This window comes from Knoellia altitudinis, from assembly GCF_042666355.1.
In the GTDB taxonomy this organism is placed as follows: domain Bacteria; phylum Actinomycetota; class Actinomycetes; order Actinomycetales; family Dermatophilaceae; genus Knoellia; species Knoellia altitudinis.
On the sequence record NZ_JBHTDK010000003.1, the window covers coordinates 1 to 5,637 of the forward strand.

A 5,637-nucleotide genomic window follows, 5' to 3' on the forward strand; every position below is an offset into this window, starting at 1 on the left:
CCCCAAATGCGAAATGGCCCGCCATTGTTGGCGGGCCATTCCGGTGAATGTTTGTCCGGCTGCGTCCTACTCTCCCACACCGTCACCAGTGCAGTACCATCGGCGCTGAAGGGCTTAGCTTCCGGGTTCGGAATGGAGCCGGGCGTTTCCCCTTCGCTATGACAGCCGAAACTCTATGGAGATGTGGTTGACCCCTTTACCCGTGACGCACACCACCAGTTGTCACCCCGGTTTGTGTGGGGGTGGTGGTGTGTGTGGGGGGGGTCCCGACCGTATCTCGGGAACTGCACAGTGGACGCGAACGCAACTTTATAAGTGTGTATCAAGTTATCGGCTTATTAGTACCAGTCAGCTACATGCATTACTGCACTTCCACGTCTGGCCTATCAACCCAGTAGTCTAGCTGGGAGCCTCTCGGAGCAGAGCTCCATGGAAATCTCATCTTGAAGCGTGCTTCCCGCTTAGATGCTTTCAGCGGTTATCACTTCCGAACGTAGCTAATCAGCGGTGCTCTTGGCAGAACAACTGACACACCAGAGGTTCGTCCATCCCGGTCCTCTCGTACTAGGGACAGCCCTTCTCAAATTTCCTACGCGCACAGCGGATAGGGACCGAACTGTCTCACGACGTTCTAAACCCAGCTCGCGTACCGCTTTAATGGGCGAACAGCCCAACCCTTGGGAGAGACTCCACCCCCAGGATGCGACGAGCCGACATCGAGGTGCCAAACCATGCCGTCGATATGGACTCTTGGGCAAGATCAGCCTGTTATCCCCGGGGTACCTTTTATCCGTTGAGCGACGCCGCTTCCACAAGCCAGCGCCGGGTCACTAGTTCCGACTTTCGTCCCTGCTCGACCTGCCGGTCTCGCAGTCAAGCTCCCTTGTGCACTTACACTCGAAACCTGATTACCAACCAGGCTGAGGGAACCTTTGAGCGCCTCCGTTACCTTTTAGGAGGCAACCGCCCCAGTTAAACTACCCACCAGGCAATGTCCCTGATCCGGATCACGGACCGAGGTTAGATATCCAGAACGACCAGAGTGGTATTTCAACGTTGACTCCACGAACACTGGCGTGCCCGCTTCACAGTCTCCCACCTATCCTACACAAGCCGTACCGAACACCAATACCAAGCTATAGTAAAGGTCCCGGGGTCTTTCCGTCCTGCTGCGCGTAACGAGCATCTTTACTCGTAGTGCAATTTCGCCGAGTTCATGGTTGAGACAGTGGAGAAGTCGTTACGCCATTCGTGCAGGTCGGAACTTACCCGACAAGGAATTTCGCTACCTTAGGATGGTTATAGTTACCACCGCCGTTTACTGGGGCTTAAATTCTCAGCTTCGACCCGAAGGTCTAACCGGTCCTCTTAACCTTCCAGCACCGGGCAGGCGTCAGTCCGTATACATCGTCTTGCGACTTAGCACGGACCTGTGTTTTTAGTAAACAGTCGCTTCTCCCTGGTCTCTGCGGCCGTTTCCCCTAGACAGCAAGTGTCTTCAGGGTCTGGGCCCCCCTTCTCCCGAAGTTACGGGGGTATTTTGCCGAGTTCCTTAACCATGATTCACTCGATCGCCTTGGTATTCTCTACCTAACCACCTGAGTCGGTTTGGGGTACGGGCGGCTCGAACCTCGCTAGAAGATTTTCTTGGCAGCATAGGATCACCCTGCTTCCCGCATTCGCGGTCACTATCAGGTCTCAGGATACGTGTGAGACGGATTTGCCTATCTCACTCCCTACACCCTTGGACGTGGACTACCATCGCCACGCGGAGGCTACCTTCCTGCGTCTCTCCATCGCTTGACTACTACCTGATCGGGTCACGCGCTCCGCTCGAACCATCCACCCGAAGGCTTCCGGAACGAGGTTCAGGCGTTTAGCATCACAAGGTTCGTCATGGGCGGTTCTTCGCCGGTTCCGGAATATCAACCGGATGTCCATCGACTACGCCTGTCGGCCTCGCCTTAGGTCCCGACTTACCCAGGGCAGATTAGCTTGACCCTGGAACCCTTGGTTATTCGGCGGACGGGTTTCTCGCCCGTCATTCGCTACTCATGCCTGCATTCTCACTCGTGTGGCCTCCACGGCTGGTTCACACCGCCGCTTCCCTGGCCACACGACGCTCCCCTACCCATCAACACGCTTGGACCACCCACCCGCAGGTAAGATGGCCGGGCAATATGTCAATGCCACAGCTTCGGTGGTGTGCTTGAGCCCCGCTACATTGTCGGCGCGGAATCACTTGACCAGTGAGCTATTACGCACTCTTTAAAGGGTGGCTGCTTCTAAGCCAACCTCCTGGTTGTCACTGCAACTCCACATCCTTTTCCACTTAGCACACGCTTTGGGACCTTAGCTGGTGGTCTGGGCTGTTTCCCTCTCGACTACGGAGCTTATCCCCCGCAGTCTCACTGCCACGCTCTCACTTACCGGCATTCGGAGTTTGGCTAACGTCAGTAACCTGTTGAGGCCCATCGGCTATCCAGTAGCTCTACCTCCGGTAAGAAACACGTGACGCTGCACCTAAATGCATTTCGGGGAGAACCAGCTATCACGGAGTTTGATTGGCCTTTCACCCCTACCCACAGCTCATCCCCTCAGTTTTCAACCTAAGTGGGTTCGGTCCTCCACGACGTCTTACCGTCGCTTCAACCTGGCCATGGGTAGATCACTCCGCTTCGGGTCTAGACCCAGCGACTCAGACGCCCTATTCGGACTCGCTTTCGCTACGGCTTCCCCACACGGGTTAACCTCGCCACTGAGCACTAACTCGCAGGCTCATTCTTCAAAAGGCACGCTGTCACCCCACAAGGAGGCTCCAACGGATTGTAGGCACACGGTTTCAGGATCTATTTCACTCCCCTCCCGGGGTACTTTTCACCTTTCCCTCACGGTACTTGTCCGCTATCGGTCACCAGGGAATATTTAGGCTTAGCGGGTGGTCCCGCCAGATTCATACGGGATTTCTCGGGCCCCGTATTACTTGGGATAACTCTCTGAAGTTCACGTCATTTCGTCTACGGGGGTCGCACCCTCTGTGCCGGGCCTTTCAATGCCCTTCGACTATGACGCAAATTTTTGACTCCATGCCGGGATGTCAGTCCCGACCGAGAGGTCCCACGACCCCGTACCTGCAACGCCTGACAGCTATCACACAGATACGGTTTAGCCTCATCCGCTTTCTCTCGCCAATACTCACGGAATCGCGGTTGCTTTCTCTTCCTGTGGGTACTGAGATGTTTCACTTCCCCACGTTCCCTCTACCTGCCCTATATATTCAGGCAGGAGTGACTGGACTTGCCTCCAGCCGGGTTTCCCCATTCGGAAATCCACGGATCACAGTCTGGTTATCGACTCCCCGTGGCTTATCGCAGATTCCTACGTCCTTCTTCGGTTCCTGGTGCCAAGGCATCCACCGTGCGCCCTTAAAAACTTGAGCCACAAAGATGCTCGCGTCCACTGTGTAGTTCTCAACATACGGGCGGCCCCCACACCAAACCCGACGCCTGCCAGATCAACCCGAAGGCAACCTGGCGGTTCGTCGTGGTGGGGGTCCTGACCGGATACCGGCCTGAAGACGAGCTTTCGCCCGAGCCCTCAGGACCCAACAACGTGTCAGACGCCGTGTCCCCAGCACCCACGTTCCCTCCCGACCTCCCAAAGGAGACCAGGTGTACTTGTGCGCGCTGCGTAGCGGCGTCAAATAATCGATGTTCCACCCTTGAGCACCTGCTGCCCCACATCCGGGGACAGACCAGGCTCTGGACCGTTGCCGGCCAGTGCTCCTTAGAAAGGAGGTGATCCAGCCGCACCTTCCGGTACGGCTACCTTGTTACGACTTAGTCCCAATCGCCAGTCCCACCTTCGACGGCTCCCTCCCACAAGGGGTTGGGCCACCGGCTTCGGGTGTTACCGACTTTCGTGACTTGACGGGCGGTGTGTACAAGGCCCGGGAACGTATTCACCGCAGCGTTGCTGATCTGCGATTACTAGCGACTCCAACTTCATGGGGTCGAGTTGCAGACCCCAATCCGAACTGAGACCGGTTTTTTGGGATTCGCTCCACCTTACGGTATCGCCGCCCTTTGTACCGGCCATTGTAGCATGTGTGAAGCCCAAGACATAAGGGGCATGATGATTTGACCTCATCCCCACCTTCCTCCGAGTTGACCCCGGCAGTCTCCTATGAGTCCCCACCATCACGTGCTGGCAACATAGAACGAGGGTTGCGCTCGTTGCGGGACTTAACCCAACATCTCACGACACGAGCTGACGACAACCATGCACCACCTGTATACCGACCTTGCGGGGCACCCATCTCTGGATGTTTCCGGTATATGTCAAGCCTTGGTAAGGTTCTTCGCGTTGCATCGAATTAATCCACATGCTCCGCCGCTTGTGCGGGCCCCCGTCAATTCCTTTGAGTTTTAGCCTTGCGGCCGTACTCCCCAGGCGGGGAACTTAATGCGTTAGCTGCGGCACGGACCTCGTGGAATGAGACCCACACCTAGTTCCCAACGTTTACGGCATGGACTACCAGGGTATCTAATCCTGTTCGCTCCCCATGCTTTCGCTTCTCAGCGTCAGTAGTGGCCCAGAGACCTGCCTTCGCCATCGGTGTTCCTCCTGATATCTGCGCATTTCACCGCTACACCAGGAATTCCAGTCTCCCCTACCACACTCTAGTCTGCCCGTACCCACTGCAAGTCCGGGGTTGAGCCCCGGATTTTCACAGCAGACGCGACAAACCGCCTACAAGCTCTTTACGCCCAATAATTCCGGACAACGCTCGCACCCTACGTATTACCGCGGCTGCTGGCACGTAGTTAGCCGGTGCTTCTTCTGCAGGTACCGTCACTTGCGCTTCTTCCCTGCTGAAAGAGGTTTACAACCCGAAGGCCGTCATCCCTCACGCGGCGTCGCTGCATCAGGCTTGCGCCCATTGTGCAATATTCCCCACTGCTGCCTCCCGTAGGAGTCTGGGCCGTGTCTCAGTCCCAGTGTGGCCGATCGCCCTCTCAGGCCGGCTACCCGTCATCGCCTTGGTAAGCCATTACCTCACCAACAAGCTGATAGGCCGCGAGTCCATCCCAGACCGAAAAACTTTCCACACCATAACCATGCGGCTTGATGTCATATCCGGTATTAGACGCCGTTTCCAGCGCTTATTCCAGAGTCTGGGGCAGGTTACTCACGTGTTACTCACCCGTTCGCCACTGCTCACAGGAAGCAAGCTCCCTGATCACCGTTCGACTTGCATGTGTTAAGCACGCCGCCAGCGTTCGTCCTGAGCCAGGATCAAACTCTCCGTTGATGTTCAAACACCCGAACCCCCCAAAAGAAGGCCCGAGCAATACTGAACCCAATAAAGGGTTGTCTACCCGGCTGAGTCTGAACAACCAGCAATTAAGCTGAATGATCATTGTCAACCAAAGGATAATCGAAACGCAGCCACCACTCATCACCCACAAAAGGCAAATCACAGCCACCACGAAACGAGATTAATTGGCATCGATTTTTGACACGCTGTTGAGTTCTCAAGGATCGGACGCACACCACCACCCAACCCACACACGGGGCCAGACAACAGGGCAACCTCACAAAACCTACCCACGGCCACACTTGGGCGTCAAATCC

Annotated in this window: 3 rRNA genes; all 3 read right to left on the reverse strand. The window is 56.1% G+C overall.

What is annotated here, in order from left to right:
* Positions 1 to 53: 53 nt before the first annotated feature.
* Positions 54 to 170, reverse strand: a 5S ribosomal RNA gene (rrf, locus tag ACFQW8_RS18145).
* A gap of 148 nt (positions 171 to 318) precedes the next feature.
* Positions 319 to 3,439 (reverse strand): 23S ribosomal RNA (locus ACFQW8_RS18150).
* 351 nt (positions 3,440 to 3,790) lie between these two features.
* Positions 3,791 to 5,314 (reverse strand): 16S ribosomal RNA (locus tag ACFQW8_RS18155).
* Together the 16S, 23S and 5S rRNA genes form the textbook arrangement of a ribosomal RNA operon.
* Positions 5,315 to 5,637 lie beyond the last annotated feature (323 nt).